Annotated in this window: 11 protein-coding genes; 4 read left to right on the top strand and 7 right to left on the bottom strand. The window is 71.8% G+C overall.

The genetic code is table 11. The features are described 5' to 3' along the window. The first annotated feature begins 84 nt into the window (after positions 1–84). Positions 85–1089 carry a helix-turn-helix domain-containing protein gene (locus tag ABZ865_RS23865; RefSeq protein WP_361234566.1) on the top strand — a complete coding sequence of 335 codons (1005 nt, stop codon included), beginning with the start codon at positions 85–87 and terminating at the stop codon, positions 1087–1089. Between the two features lie 166 nt (positions 1090–1255). Then, positions 1256–4963, top strand: a complete 3708-nt coding sequence (locus ABZ865_RS23870; protein WP_361233761.1) for a S8 family serine peptidase — start codon at positions 1256–1258, stop codon at positions 4961–4963. Between the two features lie 132 nt (positions 4964–5095). On the opposite strand, the gene ABZ865_RS23875 is transcribed toward ABZ865_RS23870, so the two are convergent. Genes ABZ865_RS23875 through ABZ865_RS23885 form a run of 3 tightly spaced genes read right to left on the bottom strand, consistent with a single transcriptional unit; the run spans position 5096 to position 7739 of the window. Continuing rightward, complete coding sequence (locus tag ABZ865_RS23875; RefSeq protein WP_361233763.1) at positions 5096–5893, bottom strand: maleylpyruvate isomerase family mycothiol-dependent enzyme; 798 nt, start codon at positions 5891–5893, stop codon at positions 5096–5098. Further along, on the bottom strand, positions 5890–6735 hold the full coding sequence (locus ABZ865_RS23880) for an SDR family NAD(P)-dependent oxidoreductase (protein WP_361233766.1): 846 nt from the start codon (positions 6733–6735) through the stop codon (positions 5890–5892). Before ABZ865_RS23880 ends, ABZ865_RS23875 begins: the two co-directional genes overlap by 4 nt. Further along, entirely contained in the window at positions 6732–7739 is a 1008-nt protein-coding gene (locus ABZ865_RS23885) for an NADP-dependent oxidoreductase (RefSeq protein WP_361233769.1), read from the bottom strand. Before ABZ865_RS23885 ends, ABZ865_RS23880 begins: the two co-directional genes overlap by 4 nt. A gap of 219 nt (positions 7740–7958) precedes the next feature. Between ABZ865_RS23885 and ABZ865_RS23890 the strand changes: the two genes are divergently transcribed. Then, the gene (locus ABZ865_RS23890; RefSeq protein ID WP_361233772.1) at positions 7959–8471 is read left to right on the top strand and encodes a DUF485 domain-containing protein; all 513 of its coding nucleotides are present in this window, start codon (positions 7959–7961) and stop codon (positions 8469–8471) included. Beyond that, positions 8468–10084, top strand: a complete 1617-nt coding sequence (locus ABZ865_RS23895; protein WP_361233775.1) for a cation acetate symporter — start codon at positions 8468–8470, stop codon at positions 10082–10084. The genes ABZ865_RS23890 and ABZ865_RS23895 overlap by 4 nt, the downstream gene beginning before the upstream one ends. Positions 10085–10164: 80 nt before the next feature. Here the strand turns inward: ABZ865_RS23895 and ABZ865_RS23900 are convergent, their stop codons facing one another. The 4 genes from ABZ865_RS23900 to ABZ865_RS23915 form a co-directional block, all read right to left on the bottom strand. Beyond that, entirely contained in the window at positions 10165–12585 is a 2421-nt protein-coding gene (locus ABZ865_RS23900) for a SpoIIE family protein phosphatase (RefSeq protein WP_361233778.1), read from the bottom strand. A 206-nt stretch (positions 12586–12791) separates the two neighbouring features. After that, positions 12792–14069, bottom strand: coding sequence for an ABC transporter substrate-binding protein (locus tag ABZ865_RS23905; protein WP_361233781.1), 1278 nt, complete (start codon positions 14067–14069; stop codon positions 12792–12794). Between the two features lie 5 nt (positions 14070–14074). Further along, entirely contained in the window at positions 14075–15181 is a 1107-nt protein-coding gene (locus ABZ865_RS23910; RefSeq protein ID WP_361233784.1) for a branched-chain amino acid ABC transporter permease, read from the bottom strand. Further along, positions 15178–16059 (bottom strand): branched-chain amino acid ABC transporter permease, encoded by an 882-nt coding sequence (locus ABZ865_RS23915; RefSeq protein ID WP_361233787.1) that lies wholly within the window; start codon positions 16057–16059, stop codon positions 15178–15180. Before ABZ865_RS23915 ends, ABZ865_RS23910 begins: the two co-directional genes overlap by 4 nt. Positions 16060–16062 lie beyond the last annotated feature (3 nt).

Genomic DNA, 16062 nt, shown 5'->3' on the forward strand with positions numbered 1-16062 from the left:
CCGGCCGCATCGACTGCCCCTTGTGCCCCGCCTCCCATGTAGTACGGTATTCAACTGTTGAAGCCCAGGAACCGGGAGGCGTCCGTGGTGCTGGAGGTCGTCGGCGTCTCGCCCGAGGAGGAGTCCGTCTACCGGCTGCTCGTCACGTCCGGCCGGGCCACCGCGGAGGACCTGGCCCAGCGCGCGGGTCTGCCCGCCGCGGACGCGGCGCGCATTCTCGACTCCCTGGCCCTCAAAGGCCTCGCGAGTCATACGGACGGCACACCCCGGTTGTTCCGGGCCGCTCCCCCGGACGTGGCGCTGCTTCCCCGGCTCAAGCGCAGCGCCGACACGCTGGAGCTGGCCAGGCTCGAGGCCACCCGTCTGATCCAGGCCTACCAGGACACGATGCGCAGGCACGACGCAGGCCAGTTGCTCGAGGTCATCACCGGGGCGGAGGCCCTGCGCCAGCACCTGAGGCAGATCCAGACCTGCGCGCAGGACGAGATGCTCTGGTTCTGCAAGGCCCAGTACGTGGCCATGCCGTCGGGCAGCAACGCCGAGGAGTTCGAGGCACTGGCCCGGGGCGTGCGCTACCGGGTGCTGTACGAGAAGGCGTTCTTCGACGACGAAGGGGCCGTGGACAACGTGGTGGCGGGCGTGCGCGCCGGGGAGGTCGCCCGGGCCGTGCCACACCTGCCGCTGCGCCTCGCGATCGCCGATCGGTCCGTCGCCGTCTTCCCGCTCGTGGCGGGCGGGCCGCACGGCAGCCCGGAGGAGCCCACCACCGCGCTGGTCAGGGACAGCAATCTGCTCGCGGCCCTGATCGCCCTGTTCGAGCGCTACTGGGAGGATGCCGTCCCCCTGCGTGTCGACGGCTCCGACGCCCTCTCGGGGACGGACGGATCCGGTCCGGCCGAGGCGCTGTCCCCCACCGATCGCAAGCTGTTGTCCCTGCTGGTGGCCGGAGTCGCCGACAAGGCGATCGCCTCGCAGATGGGGCTGAGCCGGCGGACCGTCCAGCGCCGCATCCAGGCCATGATGGAGCGCGCCGGCGCGGAAACCCGCATGCAACTCGCCTGGCACGCCGCCGGCCACGCATGGCTGTGAGCCCGCCCGCTCCCTGGTCCCGCCACGTCCCTGTCGTGATCCCGGCCTGCCCTTAGCGCAGTTGTGCCATGGCGCAGGCGCGCCAGTCGGACCCCATTGCCGGAGGCGGAGGGTGGCTCCATGATCCAAACCACCTTCCGTACTTCCCTGCCTTTAGGGGTCCCCCTTGCCCGAAATACCCGCTCTCAGACCAGGGTTGTCGGCCCTCGGCATGGTCGCCGCCCTGTGCCTCGGGGCCATACCGGCGACGGCCACCGCGTCCGCAGACCCGGCCACGTCCGCGCCCGCCCGGACGGCACAGCGCACGCCCGGTGGCGCCGTACACGCCGTCACGCTGATCACCGGTGACAAGGTCACCATCGGTACCACCGCCGACGGCACCGTCGTCCGGTCCTTCCAGGCGGCGAACGGCGCCACCGCGGGCTTCCACCGCGCCGTCATCGACGGTGCGACGTACGTGTATCCCGACGCCGCCCTGCCCTACGTCAGCGCCGGCAAGCTCGACAAGCAGTTGTTCAACGTGACCCGGCTGATCGCCGACGGCTACGACGACGCACAGACCTCCCGGCTGCCGCTCATCGTGCGCTACACCGACGCCGCCGCCAGGTTCCGGACCCAGCCGAAGGTGGCCGGCACCAACGTCGTCCGCCGGCTGGACAGCATCCAGGGTGCCGCCCTCGCGGAGAACCGCGCGCAGGCGCCGGCGTTCTGGTCCGCGCTCACCCGCGCGTCCGGCGCCGCGGCCCGCTCGGCGACGCCGGCCTTCACGGGCGGCATCGCCAAGATCTGGCTCGACGCGAAGGTGACGGCCGACCTGGCCGACTCGACCGCCCAGATCGGCGCGCAGCAGGTCTGGGCGGAGGGGAACACCGGCAAGGGCGTCAAGGTCGCGGTGCTCGACAGCGGCGTGGACGCCGAACACCCGGACCTGACCGGGCAGATCGACTCCAGCGCCAGCTTCGTCCCCTACGACGAGGACGTCGCCGACTACAACGGCCACGGCACCCACGTGGCCTCGACCGTCGCGGGGACCGGCAGCGCCTCCGACGGCAAGGAGCAGGGCGTCGCCCCCGGCGCCCGGCTGGCCGTCGGCAAGGTGCTGGACTCCGACGGCAGGGGCCAGGAGTCCTGGATCATCGCGGGCATGGAGTGGGCCGCCCGGGACCAGCACGCCAGGATCGTCAGCATGAGCCTGGGCGGCGGCGGCGACGCCACCGACCCCATGAGCCAGACCGTCGACCGGCTCAGCCACGACACCGGCGCGCTGTTCGTCGTCGCGGCCGGCAACGGCGGCCGGCGCGCCATCAGCAGCCCCGGCGCCGCGGACGCCGCGCTGACCGTCGGTGCCGTCGATGCCAAGGACCAGCTGGCCGACTTCTCCAGCCAGGGCCCGCGGGACGGCGACGCCGGGCTGAAGCCCGAACTCACCGCACCCGGCGTCGACATCGTCGCGGCCCGCTCGCACTACAGGCGGGGTTCCGGCTACTACACCACGATGAGCGGCACGTCGATGGCCACGCCGCACGTCGCCGGCGCAGCCGCGCTGCTGGCCTCCGAGCACCCCGACTGGACCGGCTCACAGCTGAAGGAAGCGCTGGTCAGCAGCGTCAAGGCGACGCCGTCGTACACGCCGTACCAGGCGGGCGCCGGCCGGCTCGACGCGTCCGCGGCGGTGCACGCCACGGTCTTCGCCACCGCGAGCGCCTACTCCGGCTTCCACACCTGGCCCCCGAAGCCCGCGGAGACCGACGTCCAGAAGGTGACGTACACCAACGTCGGTGACGCCCCGGTCAGCCTCGGGCTGGCCGTCGACGGCACCGTCCCGGCGGGGCTGTTCACCCTCTCCGACGACCGGATCACCGTTCCCGCGCACGGCACGACCTCGGTCGGCCTGACCGCGCACCTGGACCGTCTGCCGGCCGACCAGCCCGTCAGCGCCATGGTCACCGGTACGGACAGCGCCGGTGCGGTCCGGGCCCGGACCCTGATCGGCGGCGCCAGAGAGGGTCAGCGGCAGAACCTGACCGTCGTCGCGAAGGACCGGTCGGGCCGGCCGCTGTCCGGCAGGGTCATCCTCACCGCCGAGCACCTCTTCACCGTCATCGACCTCGACGAGTCCGGCACCGGCACGGTGCGGCTGCCGGTCGGCGACTACAGCGGATGGCTCACCGCCGACGTGCAGGGGGCAGGCGGGCCGCACTCACGGGGCATGGCACTGCTCGCCTTCAACGACGTGCAGTTGGACCAGGACCGCACGGTCATCCTGGACGGCCGCAAGACCCGGCGGATCCTGGCCCGCGTACCGAAGCAGACCACCGCTGTCGCACCGCGCCTGGACGTCCACCGTTCGTTCACCGACAGCCTGGTCGAGTCCTCCATGCTGCCCAACGAGTCCTATGACAGCATCTGGGCGCTGCCGACCGGCAAGAAGGTCACCGCCGGCGAGTTCGAGTTCGGTGCCCGATTCCGCCTCGAACAGCCGGCGCTGACCCTGCGTACGACGTCGACGCGTTTCGCCGACCCGCTGGTCAAGCGCGCGGCCGAGCCACTGCCGGCCGGCACCCGGACGCTCACGGCGGTCTACGCCGGCGAGGGCACGGCGACGGACCTGGCCCGCCAGGACGTGCACGGCAAGGCCGTGGTGGTCCGGGGCAGCAACACGGCGGGGATCAGGGCGCAGGCGGAGGCCGCCGCGGCCGCGGGCGCCCAGGTGCTCCTCGTCGTCAATGAGGGCCTCGGCCGGCTGCGGCCCTGGGACGAGACTCCGTGGAGTCCCGAGAGCCCTGCCCCGCTGACCGTGGCGACCCTCGACGCCGACCAGGGCGCCGGTCTGATCGGCGCGCTCGAACACGGAACGGTCAAGCTGACGGTCACCTCCCACCCCACCACCGACTACCTCTACGACGTGGTGCACCACTGGTCCGGCGCCGTCCCGGCGGACCCGACCTGGCGGGAGGAGCCCGAGGATCTCGGCAAGGTGGAGGTCTCGTTCCGCAACTACCGGCCCGGCAAGGCGATGGAGTTCCGTCCCGACGTCTGGCATGGCTGGGCCGTCGGCAACCAGCTCACCGCGCCCGCCCAGGGTGAACGGACCGACTGGGTCACCTCCGGCGCCACCTGGCTGGACGACGCCTTCATCCAGGGCGAGACCGGACAGCACTCCATCGGCGTCCTGCGCTACCCGGCGCGGAGGACCGGCGAGGTCAGCTGGTTCGGGCCGATCCAACGACCCCGGATGGGTCCGATGGGCTACCAGCCGGTGCGCTACCTCGACACCATGTACATCACCGCGCCCGGCTGGGGTGACTCCGGGGCCGGACACGTGGGCGAGGCGCGCGCCAACTTCGACGTCAAGGACTGGATGGCGCTCTACCAGGGCGACCAGCAGCTCGACTGGGGCAACGCCGAGTGGCTGCAGGTGCCCGCGCTCGCCCCGGGACGGCTGCCCTACCGGCTGGTGCTGGACAACGACCGGGGAACCTGGGCCGACCCGTACTCGACACACACCCTGACCGAGTGGGACTTCACCTCCGCGGCCACCGGGACCGAGTCGACCGAGTCCCTTCCGCTGATCCAGCTCGACTACGGTGTGGACACCGACGCGGCCGGCCGGGCCGATCGGCGTGCCGAGCTGACGGTGACCGCCTCCCACCTGCCCGGCACCACCGCCGCCATCGGGAAGCCTGCCCTGGAGGTCTCCTACGACGACGGCAAAACCTGGCTCAGGAGCGACCTGAGCCGCGCCGGCGACGGATGGCGGACCGGCCTGAGCGCGCCGGCATCGGCGGACTTCGCCACCCTCCGGGTCACCGCCCGGGACGACGCCGGGAACACCGTCTCCCAGACGATCACCCGGGCCTTCGGACTGCGCTGACATCACCGACAGGGTGACGGCCGGGCGGGGTCGGTCAACGACCCCGCCCGGCCAGGGCGTTGTCTCCGCGAACGCGCACAAGACGGCGTGGAGTAGGCGCCGTACGCGCGGCCGGCAGCCGAGTGCGCCTTCTCAGAACGCGGAGTTGGCGAACCAGTGGGCCAGCAGGTGCTCGTCCCCCTCGTGGGCAAGAGCCTCCGACTCGTAGGTCAGTCGGCCGTAGACGAGCAGGAGCAGGTCGGCCGCGGTTCCCTGGACCGTGGCGTCGGCGGGGGCCGTGGCCGGGTGGGCCGTGTCGAGCCCGAAGCCGTCGGGCCGCAGGCGGACGACCCAGGCCTCGCCACCGTCGGTCGCGCGGAAGCGGATGGTCCGGTCGGGGCCGCGCAGGTCGGCCACCTTGGGGGCGAAGAAGGTGGCGTAGGGCAGATTGACGAGGAACTCGTCGATGCCGTCGACCGCGAGCGGGCGGTCGATCGTGGGCCGGAGTCCGAGCGCGAGTTCGGCGTCGACGCGGTGCAGCAGGGTCTCGAAGAGCATCCGGCGTGCCCAGAACCGGGCGTGCTGGTCGGCGCCCCAGGCCCACATCGGCAGGTCGGGGTCGGTGGCCGCGAAGGCGTCCGCGGCCACGGTCGCGCTCTCGGCCAGCCAGTCGGCGTATCCGCCTTCCTGGTCGGGGAGTTGAAGGTCCACGTCACGGGTGCGCGGGGGTTCCTGGATGCGCGCCCGCAACAGGACCGAGAACCAGCGCTGGACGCTGCCCGTGTGCCTGACCAGGTCGGTCAGGGTCCAGCCGGGACAGCTGGGCACCGCTGTGGCCAGGTCGGCGTCCTTGACCGCCGCGACGAACCGGGTGGTCTCCGCCGCGACCGCCGTGCGGTGATCGACCGGGGTGCGAGCGGGGGCGTGGGGGGTGTGGTCGGGCGTGTTCATCGAGACAGGCCTTTCGGAGATGCCGCGGGTTCGGCCGGATCGTTCCCGGCCGGCTCGCCCGGACCGGGGACGTTCCGGAAGCGGAACGGCTCCGGGTCGCGGCCGGGCTGGATGAACCAGCACTCGCCGGTGCCGTCTCCGGTGACGATCCGCAGCACCGTGTCCGCCACGACCTGAGCCGGGATGATCGGCATGCTCTGCTCGGCGAGCATGCCGCGCAGCGGATCGATGATCCGGGACTCGGCGAACCCGGGGCAGACGGCGTTGAAGCGCACGTTCTCCGGCGCGAGAGCCGGCCCCAGGGAGCGGGCGAGTCCCACGACCGCGTGCTTGTTGGCCGCGTACAGGGGATCGAGCGGTACGGGCGCCAGGCCCGCCAGGGACGCGGTCGCCACGATCGCCCCTCCCCCGCGGGCCCGCAGCGCCGGCAGCACCGCATGGGTGCCGAAGACCACACCGTCGAGGTTGGCTCCCATGGCGCGACGGTAGCGCCCCAGGTCGAAGTCCGCACCGAGGCCGCAGCCGGTCGCCACCCCGGCGTTGAGCAACGCGATGTCGACTCCGCCGTACTGCTCCTGGGTGAACTCCACCAGCGCGCGGTTGGCGTCGGGGTCGGAGACGTCACAGGCGCGGAAGTGGCCGCCGACCAGGTCGGCCACCTCGCGGCCGCCCCGCGCGTCGAGGTCCGCGACGACCACGCGTGCCCCCGCCTTCGCCAGCGTCAGTGCCGTGGCCCGGCCCAGTCCGCTGGCGCCTCCGGTGACGATGGCCACCTTGCCCTGGAGTGCGGCGCTGTCCGTCGGTCCGGGCCGGACTGCGGTGGCGCTCTTCGCGGCGCTCATGCCAGCTCCAGGACGAGCTTGCCGACGTTCTCCCCGCGGAAGAGCATCTGCAACGTCTCGGGGAAGTCGTCCACGCTCCCCCTCACCACATGTTCCTTGACCTTGATGCGGCCGGCGCCGATCCAGGCGGAGATGTCCTGCGCGGCCTGCGCGTAGCGCTTGGCGTAGTCGAAGACGACGAAGCCCTCCATGCGGGCGCGGCGCACCAGCAGCGAGAGGTAGTTGGACGGGCCCTTGACCGGTGTGGAGTTGTTGTACTGGCTGATCGCACCGCAGACCACGACACGCGCGTGCATCGCCAGCCGCGTCAGGGCCGCGTCGAGGATGTCCCCGCCGACGTTGTCGAAGTAGACGTCGATGCCGTCGGGGGCCTCCCGGCGCAGCGCCTGCCTGACGTCCTCCGCGCGGTAGTCGATCGCCGCGTCGAATCCCAGTTCTTCGGTGAGCATGGCGCACTTCTCCGGCCCGCCGGCGATGCCCACGACCCGGCAGCCCTTGGCCTTCGCGATCTGGCCGGCGATGGTGCCGACCGCGCCGGCGGCCCCCGACACCACGACGGTCTCGCCGTCCTTCAGCGCCCCGACGTCCAGCAGGCCGAAGTAGGCGGTCATGCCGGGCATGCCCAGCGCGCCGAGATAGGTCGAGGGCGGGGCCAGCGAGGTGTCGATCTTCATGGCGCCCCTGCCGTCGGAGACGACGTACTCCTGGACACCGAAGGTGCCGACCACGTGATCGCCCGGCTGGAAGTCGGGGTGGTTGGACGCGGTGACCTCGATGACGGATCCGGCGCGCATCACCTCGCCGATGCCCACCGGTGGCAGGTAGGAGGGGCGGTCGTCGAGCCAGCCCCGCATCGCCGGATCCAGGGAGATGGCGCGCGTCCGGCCCGCGAACCGGCCCGGGCCCGGCTCGTCGACGAGTCCTGAACAGTGCTCCCAGTCATCGGGTTTGACCTCGCCCACGGGGCGGGCTGCCAGACGGATCTGGCGGTTGGTCGCGGACATCGCGCCTCCTGTCGTTCACGGCTCCGCCGAGGGTACCGACCAGTAGGTATGCGGGAGTGCGTGACGTTCGCCACACACCGTATGTCACCGAGGGCCGTACCGACCCCGAAACGTGACCCACAGTCGCCTTATGGCCATCCCAACCAGTCGGTATCGTGCGCCGCCACAGCCACTCCCCCGTGCACCTCCCAGGACCCGAGCCGCAGAGAAGGCCATGCGATGACATTCGCCGACGAGAACCGGTACCCGCCATCAGAAACGGGGTGGCCGCCCCCCACCGAGCCCCGGAGGTACGGACACGACGCCCCTCGGTACGCGTCGTACGGACACGACGCCTCGCGGTACGCCTCGTACGGACAGGGCACCCCTTCGTACCAGTCGTACAGGCAAGCCGCTTGGGACGAGCAGTACGCGCAGGAGACGCAACGGCGCAGTGCCGACCTGGCCGCCCTGCGCTCGGCCTACCGCCTGCTCCGCCGGATCTCCACGCTCGCCGCGCTCGGCTCCTTCGTGGTGTACGTCGTGCTGTCCTGCTACGCGCCCGCCCTGATGGGGGCCAAGATCGCCGGCGAGCTGAGCCTCGGTATGGCCCTGGGGGTCCTCCAGCTCGTCGTCACCTTCGCGGCGGTCTTCTGGTACGGACGCAGCGCACAACGTTCGGTGGATCCGCTGGCCCGCACCGTCAGGGAGCGCACGGCCCCCGCCGCCCCGTACCCGGGGGTGGCGCGATGAACGCCTTCGGCTCCGGGACGCAGACCATCGTCCTGATCCTGTTCACCACGCTGGTCACCGTCACGCTGCTGATGTGCGTGATGGCGGGACCTGACCGCGACGACCTGACGAACTTCTACACCGGCTACCGCTCGCTCACGCCGTTCAAGAACGGCCTGGCGATCGCGGGCGACTACATCTCCGCGGCCACGGTGCTGAGCACCTCGGGCATCATCGCGCTCGCCGGATACGACGGCTACGTGCTCGCGGTCAGCACGGCCCTGTCCTTGGTTCTGCTGATGTTCCTGCTGGCCGAACCCCTGCGCAACGCCGGCCTGTTCACCATGGGCGACGTCCTGGCCCGCAACATGCCCGGGCGGGCCGTGCGGGTCGCGGCCAGCGTGGTGACGCTGTCGGCGACCCTGCCCTTCCTGGTCGTCCAGCTCTCCGGGGCCGGGTCGCTGCTCACCTACATCCTCGACATCCCGCACGTGGCGGGCGCCAGGACGGCGTGCATCGTCATCGTCGGCAGCCTGATGATCATCTACGCGGCGCTCGGCGGCATGCGAGGCACCGCGCTCATCCAGATGATCAAGATCGTGCTGCTGCTCGCCACCAGCGTCGTCGTCGCCGCTCTCGTACTGCGCCGCTTCGACTGGAACCCCGGCGACGTCCTCAGGGCGGCCGAGCACGGCAGCGGCGCGGGCCCCGCCTTCCTGCGGCAGGGCCTTCAGCTGGGCACCTCGGCCGTCGACCGGCTGGACTTCGCCGGTCTCCAGATCACCGTGGTCCTCGGTGTGGCCTGTCTTCCGCACATCACGATGCGTCTGTACTCCGCGCAGGACGTGCCGGCCGTGCGGCGCTCCATGTCGTGGGCGGTGAGCACGGTCACCACGTTCTGCCTGCTCGTGATCATCATGGGTACGGGGGCCGCGGCGCTGGTGGGGTCGCGGTACATCACCGCGGCCGACCCGCACGGCAGGACGTCGGTGCTCATGCTCTCGCAGATGCTCGGCGGAGCCCCCGGCTCCGTGGGCTCGACGATTCTCTTCTCGGCCGTGGCGGGCATGGTGTTCATCACCCTGCTGTCGTCGGTCGCGGGCATGACCCTGGCCGCGGCCTCCTCGCTCGCCCACGACCTGTTCGCCCACGCGGTGCGGCGGGGACGGGCCGAGCCGCATACGGAGATGACGGTGGCGGCCTGGACGAGCGTGGCCGTGGGCGTCGTCGCCATCGCGCTCTCCACCCTCGTGCAGAACTGGGACGTCGGCGTGCTGACCACGGTGGCCATCTGTGTGGGGGCGTCGGCGGTCGCACCCGCGCTCACGTACTCCCTGTTCTGGCGGGGCTTCACCCGCACCGGCCTGCTGGCCACGCTCTACGGCGGCGCGGCCTGCGCGGTGCTGCTCATGGTCTTCTCCAAGGCCGTGTCGGGCACACCGGCCGCCGTCTTCCCCGATGCCGACTTCCACCTGTTCCCCATGCAGTCCACCGGGCTGGTCTCCGTCCCGTTCGGCTATCTGGCGGGGTGGCTCGGCAGCCGTCTGGACCACCGGCGCCGGCCCGCCGTCGGCAGCGAGAACCGGCGGCTGTACGAGGAGAGCGAGGCCCGGCTGCTCGCCGCGGCCGAATAGCCGCGGCGGCGGGGCGGGCTACGCGGGCGGCCTCGGTGCCGCCACCGTGGTCCGCCCAGGGGCCGCCCGGCCCGAGACGGTCAGTTGAGCAGGCCGGACAGTGGTTGTTCGGTCCACACGGTCTTGCCCTCACGGCTGTACCGGGTGCCCCAGCGTTCGGCCAGCTGGGCCACCAGGAACAGGCCGCGCCCGCCCTCGTCGGTGGTGCGGGCGCGGCGCAGGTGCGGTGAGGTGTGGCTGGTGTCGCTGACCTCGCACACGAGACACCGTTCACGGATCAGCCGCAGGGTCGCGGGGCCGCTGGCGTACCGGTACACGTTGGTGATCAGTTCGCTGGCGATCAGCTCGGTGGTGAACGTCAGGTGCTCCAGACCCCATTCGGTCAGCTTGGCCGTGGTCAGTGCCCGGGCCCGGGCCGCGCTGGCAGGCTCCGGCGGGAGTTGCCAGGAGGCGACATCGTCGGGTGGCAGGACGCGGGTGCGGGCGATCAGCAGGGCGACGTCGTCGCTGGGGCGCGAGGGCACGAGCGAGTCGAGTACCGCCTGGCAGGTCCGTTCCAGCGCGTCCGCGGGGCGGGCGAGCGCCGCGCACAGTCTGGTCATGCCGGCGTCGGCGTCGATGTGCCGCTCGCCGATGACTCCGTTGGTGTACAGGCACAGCAGGCTTCCTGCGGCCAGTTCGATCTCCCGGACCTCGAACGGCAGGCCGCCCAGACCGAGCGGGGGGCCGACAGGCAGATCGAGCGGAGCGACCTTGCCGTCCGGAGCGGTCACCACCGGCGGCGGGTGACCGGCACGGGCCACGGAGCAGCGCCCGGAGACCGGGTCGTACACGGCGTACAGGCAGGTGGCGCCGACGACCTGCTCGCCCACGGGTCGTTCACCCGCTGCCTCCTGTTCGACCGCCAGCAGGTTGACCAGGTCGTCCAGACGGGAGAGGACCTCGTCCGGTTCCAGGTCGAGGCTGGCGAGCGTGTGGACGGCGGTGCGCAGCCGGCCCATGGTCGCGGCGGCGTGGATGCCCCGGCCGACCACGTCGCCGACGACGAGGGCGACCCGGGCCCCGGACAGGGGAATGACGTCGAACCAGTCGCCGCCCAGGCCCGGGGCCGCGCTGGCCGGCAGGTACCGCAGGGCCACCTCGACGGCTGACTGGTCCGGAACGGCCCGGGGCAGCAGGCTGCTCTGCAGGGTGAACGCGGTCTCCTGCTGCTGGGTGAAGCGCCGGGCGTTGTCGATGGCGACGGCCGCGCGGGAGGCGAGTTCCTGGGCGAGGGTGAGATCGTCCGCCTCGAAGGGGTCGGGGCGGCGTGAACGCCACAGGGTCAGCACGCCCAGCACCAGGCCACGTGCGGCAAGGGGCACGACGATCAGGGAATGGACGCCCAGGTCGGGTGCGTGGGCCCCCTGGTGGCCCTCGGTGGAGAACCAGTCGGGCGGCAGCACCGGTTCCAGGACGGACCGCCCCTCGGCGAGACACTCGGCCTGGGGTGTGTCGGACCCGAACTCCACCGGTTCACCCTGGGGGTGCGGCGGGCCGGGCTGCTGGGCGCCGACGCCGCCCGCCCCCAGCCGGACCAGGGGCCCTGCCAGGGCCCTCGTCGGTTCCTCACCGCGCGTCACCGGCTGCAGCAGGTCGACCGTCGCGTGGTCGGCGAGGTGGGGCACCATCACCTCGGCGAGTTCCCGGGCGGTCTCCCCCACGTCGAGGGTGGTTCCGATACGGCTGCCCGCCTGGTCGAGGAGCGCGAGCCGGCGCTGGGCCCGGTGGCGCTCGGTGATGTCCTCGATCATCTCGGCGACACCCAGAACGCGGCCGGAGGGGTCCTTCATCGGGAAGGAGGAGACCATCGCGACCCGCTCGCGTGCCGGATCCCACTGCATGCGAACGAACTGCTCGGAGTAGACCAGCGGCCTTCCGGTCTCCATCACCCGGCGCACCCGGTCCACGGCCCTGCGTGCGTCGTCGGGGACGAGGAAAGAGCCGGTGGGCAGCTCCCGGAACTCCGCCGCCGGGAGGCCGGTGAAGCGTTCGATGGCCCGGTTGACCCGGAGCAGCTTCAGGTCGGGGCCGTGGACGACCAGGCCGATCGGGCACCGGCGGTACAACCCTTCGAGAACCGCGCGGTCCCTCTGCCACTCCAGGACGTCCACCGCCGGTGCGCCGGAGAGCATCCACTCACGGACCCCGTCGTCGCGGGAGAGGGCATGGGCCCTGATCCCCAGCTCCACGAGCCGCCCGTCGCGGTGCCGCGCGTTCAGCACCCCGAACCAGCCGCCGGCTCTCCTGCACTTCGCCGCGGCCTCACCGACGGCCGGCAGGTCGCGAGGATCGACGAGGACCTCGGAGGCCCGACGACCGATCACGGCCGCGTCCGCGTGGCCGAGCAGTTCCCGCGCCCGCCGGCTCCATCCGACGACGATTCCCCGGTCGTCGAGCACCGCCAGGGCGGCGAAGTACAGGCCGAACGGGTCGTCGTGACCTTCGCTGAGCTCCTTCATCCGCTTCTCCACCGCTGGACACCGCTCGGAGTGGCCCGCCGCAGGCCGGCCTGCTCATGCCCTGCCAGCCTATTGAAACCTGGTGGGAGCCGCCGCTTCGCCCGCCGCGGGGCACGGCGTGGCGGGGATGAGGGAGGAGGGCGCGACGGACGGGGCGGGGGCGGTCCCCCGGGATCGGGGCATCGACCGGGACCGCCCCCGCCGGCTCACTTCGTCAGCGGGCCGAACTCCTTGCGGGTGTCCACCGGCTTGCCGAACAGCTGCCACCGCTCGCCCTTGAACCGCATCAGCTGCATCGTCTCGAGCGGGAAGGCGTCGCCCTGGCCCGTGGACATGGTGACACCGGGCAGCAGCAGGCCCACCTTCACGTCCTTCAGATTGCGCACGGCGTCCCGCAGCCCTTCACGGGTCGGGCACTTCATCGCGTCCAGCGCCTGGTGCAGGCCGGCGGCGACGGCCCAGCCGTAGGCGTTGAACTGGTTGGCCGGGTCGGCGTCGGGGGCGTACTTGTGCAGGGCCTTCGTGTAGGTCTTCATCTCGGGGTCGTCGGCCCACTGCGGGTCGGCGGGGTCCTTGAAGTAGGTCGCCGAGACCACGCCCTGGACGTTCTTGAACCCGACGGGCTGGAGCACGGCGGCGGACGAGGCCACGTTGTTCACGATGTGCAGCGGGTTCCACCTGGTGTTCTTGGCGTCGGCGGCGAGGGCCTGGCTGCCGAACTTGGGGGTGGTGACGTTCAGCAGCACGTCCGCCCTGGAGCGGGCGAGGCTCGCCATCTGCGCCGACACGGACGGGTCGGTGACCTCGTAGCTCTCGGTGGCGACCACCTTGACGCCGCTGCCGGCGACGGCCTTCTCGAATCCGCCGAGCAGGTCCTTGCCGAAGTCGTCGTTCTGGTAGAGGACCGCGACCCGGGCCTTCGGCTTCTCGTCCTTGAGGTACTTGGCGTACACCCGTGCCTCGGCGACGTAGTTGGGCTGCCAGCCGATGGTCCAGGGGTGCTTGTCGTCCGTACCCCAGACGGAGGCGCCCGTGGCGACGAAGGGCTGCGGCACCTTCTGCTTGTTCAGGTAGTCCCACACGGCCGCCGTGGACGGGGTGCCCAGCGTCTGGAAGACGGCGAAGACCTTCTCCTGCTCGACGAGTCTGCGGGCCTCCTCGACCGCCTTGGGCGGCTGGTACCCGTCGTCGCGGACGATGAACTGCACGGTACGGCCGTCTATGCCGCCCTTGTCGTTGACGTACTTGAAGTAGGCGGCCACGCCCTTGCTGATCGTGCCGTACGCGGACGCGGGTCCGGACAGCGGGTAGATCCCGCCCAGCTTGATGGTCTTGTCGGTGATGCCGGTGGTCTGCTGGCCCTTGCACGCGCCGGCGGCGGCGGTGTCCTGGGCGTCCTTCCCTCGCTGGCTGCTGCACGCGGTCGCGGTGAGCAGGGCGGCGGTCGCGGCCGCGGCCGCCCGCAGAGCGGTCGTCTTGCGCATGTGCTTCATTCCTTTTCCGTGCGGGGCGGTGCGCCCACGGGTTGCGGGGCCTCCGGATCGGGTGCGGATCCGGCCTCCGGCGTCCTGTCGAAGGAGGCTGTGGTGGCGGTGGCGGTGGCGGCGGTGCGGGGCAGGCGACGGGCGACGGCGCCCAGGACGCGGCCGGGCACGCCGGCCAGTCCCGTCGGGGCCACGAACATCACCGTGATGATCAGGAGCCCGAACACCACTCCCGGCGCCGCCTCGCTGAGGTCCTGGGACACGCTCGGCACGTACATCACGAACGCCGCGCCCAGTAGGGGTCCGTACAGCGAGCCGAGGCCCCCGACCACCAGGCCGGCCAGCAGGGTGATGGACAGCACGAAGCTGAAGGAGTCGGGCGAGACGAAGCCGATCACCCAGGTGTACAGACATCCGGCGACACCCGCGAACATCGCGCTCCACGCGAAGGCGAGGGTCTTGTGCAGCGACAGCCGCACGCCCATGACCTCGGCGGCGCTCTCGTTGTCCCGCAGGGCGAGCAGTGCCCGGCCGACCCGGGACCGCAGCAGGTTGCGGGCGAGCAGCAGGGCCACCGCGGTGACGGCGAGGACGACGAAGTACATCCACTGGTCCTCGGCCAGCCCGCTCCACGCGGGCGGCCGCAGCTTGTCCACGGTCAGGCCCATGGAGCCGCCCGTCACCGGTTCGAGCCGCTTGAGCAGGGGCGGCAGGAACACCGCGAACGAGAGGGTGACCAGAGCCAGGTACAGCCCGCGCAGCCGCAGGGCGGGCACGCCGAAGCCGAGGCCCAGCAGGAAGCATCCGGCGGCCGCGACCGGCAGCGTGGCCAGGTGGCCGGTGTCGTACCGGTCGAGCATGACCGCCGCCGTGTAGGCGCCCGCCGCGAAGAACGCGCCGTGCCCGAGCGAGATCTGCCCGCCGAAGCCGACCAGCAGGTTCAGCCCGGCCAGCGCCACGGCGTACAGGAGCACCATGGTCAGCTGGAAGACCTGGAAGGGGGCGAAGTAGAAGGGTGCGCCGACGGCGAGCGCCGCCGCGAGCAGTGCGGTGAGCGCGGCCCGCAGCCGCCGGGCGCGGTCCGTGGTGAGTGTGGCGACGATCGTGCTCATGCGCGCTCCACCGCCGCCCGTCCGAACAGGCCCTGGGGCCGCACCAGCAGCACCGCCAGGATGATCACCAGGGGGACGCCGACCTTCAGATCGGCGCCGATCACGTCCACGTACGCCCCGGTCAGCGTCTCGGCGACGCCCACGAACAGGCCGCCGACGACCGCGCCCACCGGGCTGTCGAAGCCGCCGAGGGTGGCCGCGGCGAACGCGTAGATCAGCACCCCGCCCATCATGTTGGGCTCCAGGAACAGCACCGGGGCGACGAGCACGCCCGACACCGCGCCGACCGTCGCGGCCAGCCCCCAGCCGAGCATCAGCACCCGTCCCACCCGGATGCCCGACAGCCGGGCGGAGGCGGGGTTGCAGGCGACCGCCCGCATCACCAGGCCGATGGAGGTGTGCTGGAACAGCAGGTACAGCAGGCCCATCACGACGGCCACCACCCCGATGATCCCGAGCGTCGACCAGTCCACGCGCACCCCGGCCAGGTCGAGCCCGCCGTCGGGGAACGGCTGCGGGAAGTCCTTCACGGTGAACGACCAGATGAGGCCGGCCAGCGCGTTGACGAAGATGAACAGGCCGACCGTGACGATGACCACCGTCAGCTCGGGCGCGCCTTGCACGGGGCGGATGACGATCCGCTCGACCAGCATGCCGCCGGCGAAGGACACCGCGAGGGTGACCGGCAGCGCCAGCCAGAACGGCATCCCGGACGCCACCAGCTGCCAGGCGACGTACGTGGAGAGCATGGCCAGCTCGCCCTGCGCGAAGTTGACGATCCCCGTGAACCGGTGGATCAGCACCAGGGCCAGCGCCAGGCTGGCGTACACCGCGCCGGAGCCCAGTCCTTCCACCACTTGCTGGAGAAGATCGGTCACGGC

The sequence above is a fragment of the Streptomyces sp. NPDC047085 genome (genome assembly GCF_040643735.1).
Lineage (GTDB): Bacteria > Actinomycetota > Actinomycetes > Streptomycetales > Streptomycetaceae > Streptomyces.

What these genes read in the sequence shown, in the direction of transcription:
- ABZ865_RS23890 (WP_361233772.1), top strand. Translation starts at nt 7,959, where the DNA reads ATGACATTCGCCGACGAGAACCGGTACCCGCCATCAGAAACGGGGTGG.
- ABZ865_RS23880 (WP_361233766.1), bottom strand. Translation starts at nt 6,735, where the DNA reads ATGAGCGCCGCGAAGAGCGCCACCGCAGTCCGGCCCGGACCGACGGAC.
- ABZ865_RS23885 (WP_361233769.1), bottom strand. Translation starts at nt 7,739, where the DNA reads ATGTCCGCGACCAACCGCCAGATCCGTCTGGCAGCCCGCCCCGTGGGC.
- ABZ865_RS23875 (WP_361233763.1), bottom strand. Translation starts at nt 5,893, where the DNA reads ATGAACACGCCCGACCACACCCCCCACGCCCCCGCTCGCACCCCGGTC.
- ABZ865_RS23895 (WP_361233775.1), top strand. Translation starts at nt 8,468, where the DNA reads ATGAACGCCTTCGGCTCCGGGACGCAGACCATCGTCCTGATCCTGTTC.
- ABZ865_RS23900 (WP_361233778.1), bottom strand. Translation starts at nt 12,585, where the DNA reads ATGAAGGAGCTCAGCGAAGGTCACGACGACCCGTTCGGCCTGTACTTC.
- ABZ865_RS23905 (WP_361233781.1), bottom strand. Translation starts at nt 14,069, where the DNA reads ATGCGCAAGACGACCGCTCTGCGGGCGGCCGCGGCCGCGACCGCCGCC.
- ABZ865_RS23910 (WP_361233784.1), bottom strand. Translation starts at nt 15,181, where the DNA reads ATGAGCACGATCGTCGCCACACTCACCACGGACCGCGCCCGGCGGCTG.